The organism is Leisingera sp. F5, assembly GCF_001593695.1.
The window spans coordinates 1-2,119 of sequence record NZ_LUKH01000564.1; the positions used below are offsets into that span (position 1 = coordinate 1).

The window sequence follows — 2,119 nt, forward strand, 5'->3', positions numbered from 1 at the left end:
CGGGGCCGGCGGGCTGCGGGGGACGCCCGTCAACCGGGCGCAGCATGCCGGACCCCTGCGATACAGGTGTTCGGCCCTACGAAATGGAGCGGTTCAGCGCCGGATCAAGCTTTCAGTCCGGTGTTTTGCCAATCTTTGCAGTGCGTTCAGTCAGCATCCCCAGCCCCAGCGAGGCCAGGATGCATGCCGTGAACAGGTACAACCCCCAGGCGGTCTCAATGGTCGCAAGGCCTATCCCCTTGGCCAGCGTGATGTAGAGCGCGATGAGGAAAACATCAGCCATCGCCAGTTTGCTCAGCACATGCAGGACTGGCTGCACCCGCGTATCCAGCAGGTCCCACTGCACCAGCGCCAGGCCGATGGTTTTGAGGTAGGGCGCAAAGATCGCAAAAAATGTCACAATCAGCGCCAGCACCGCATCACTGCCCCATAAAGATTGCAGCCCCGTAAGCACCGATATTTCGCTGAGGCCGAAGATCGGCAGCAGCCCGGCCCGCATCAAGGGCGCAAACCAGGCGACGGGGTAGAGGATCAGCAGCGACAGGGTGAGGAGGCGGAGGGTCATAAAAGTGCTATTTCAGCATCCTCACAAAGTCTAAGGGGTCGTTAAAGTAGTTTCGGTATGCACTTCGCAGCTGGTTGGGATTGTCAGCTCGAACATATACTGCGTTCAAGCTACTCGCTTCGCTTTCAAGCTCATTGGCCTTAGTCACGGCTTTTTGCGGAGAGTTAAATCGGTAGACTTCAAGTGAGTGCTCTTTTCCGGAAAACACAATGTTCAACACATTGTGTTTTCCGAGTTTTTCGAATCCATCAAACTGTTTGAGAGCTTCCAAGCGCTGCAAGATACCCAGTTTCGTTTCGAGTTCCTGAAGTCGCAGTCGCAGTTCATCGCGAGTCTTTTCAAGAAAGGCGCGCTTGAGTCCCTCTTGTTCTCGTGCAAGGATTTCGCTTGCAACGGCAAAGAACTCCACCCGATCGCCACCGTGCAGATCGAACTTGGTGCGCTGCCCGTCTACGAGATCAGAAATTTCAAGTGCCGTTGCCCAAGCATGTTGCACCCTCGTACGGTACTGGATTTCGACTTGGAGGCCATGCCAAGGTTCGGAAGTGTTCGTTCCTCTGCGGTGTGGGCGGGGGAAATGGCGAAAAACATCGTGTATCCCTCTGTAGCCGCTGAGTTTTGGGTTCTCTATGTAGTTATACTTGTTCAGCTCGTTGCGTAGCTTGTGGTTGATGTTGCGCATCGTTTGGGGAGAGTGTAAGGCCTCCCGGAACTTGGTTAAGTCTTCGATGCTTGCGAAAATTAGGCGGCAACCAGCAAAGTCATGCATCGATGTTACATCGGAAATAAATGATGTCCCATCAGGCCTTGTACGGCACAGCTTGTCGATAACGGTGTTCCGCCGCTTTAAGCGTTGTGCGAATTCAGCCTCGACTCCTTCTCTCTCCAAAGCCCGCTTCAGCCAGATCTTGAAAGTGTTTAAAACGTATCCATGGGAGGCTCTCCATTGGTCTACAATGGCAATATCCTCTTGGGTTTCGGTTTTGGCAGCAATGGCCTTACCTGCCTTGCGAACTCTGGCCTTGCTATCCGGTGGAAGAGGGAAGGACATTTTTTGTAACTCTCACTTGCTTAAATGGTGACGTCACCGCACCGCCTCGATCGGTCCCTCCGCGCGGCCGTGGATGAATTGCTCCATATAGGGATCGCCCGAGTTGTCCATCTCGCTGACCGGGCCGGTCCACTGGATCACCCCGCCGTGCAGCATCGCTACGTTGTCGGCAATCGCCCGGACCGAGGTCATGTCGTGGGTGATGGTCATTGCGGTGGCGCCCATCTCCACCACGATCTCGCGGATCAGATCGTTGATGACGCCGGACATGATCGGGTCCAAGCCCGTCGTTGGCTCATCGAAAAAGATGATCTCCGGCTCGGCAGCAATGGCGCGGGCGAGGCCCACCCGTTTCTGCATGCCCCCCGACAGCTCCGCAGGCAGGCGGTCGGCGACGTCTGATTTCAGCCCCACCCGGCGCAGTTTTTCAATGGCGATTTCGCGGGCTTCCTCAGCCGGGCGTTTCAGCGCGCCGCGCAGCAGGCGGAAGGCCACATTCTGCC

3 protein-coding genes are annotated in these 2,119 nt (G+C 56.1%); all 3 read right to left on the reverse strand.

The features are described 5' to 3' along the window. Window positions 1–112: 112 nt before the first annotated feature. On the reverse strand, window positions 113–565 hold the full coding sequence (locus A2I95_RS33305; RefSeq protein ID WP_291736724.1) for a paraquat-inducible protein A: 453 nt from the start codon (window positions 563–565) through the stop codon (window positions 113–115). 7 nt (window positions 566–572) lie between these two features. After that, window positions 573–1,616 (reverse strand): RelA/SpoT domain-containing protein, encoded by a 1,044-nt coding sequence (locus tag A2I95_RS33310; RefSeq protein ID WP_291736726.1) that lies wholly within the window; start codon window positions 1,614–1,616, stop codon window positions 573–575. 33 nt (window positions 1,617–1,649) lie between these two features. After that, window positions 1,650–2,119 (reverse strand): ABC transporter ATP-binding protein (locus tag A2I95_RS33315; RefSeq protein WP_291736728.1); only part of this gene is annotated, 470 nt, incomplete at its 5' end.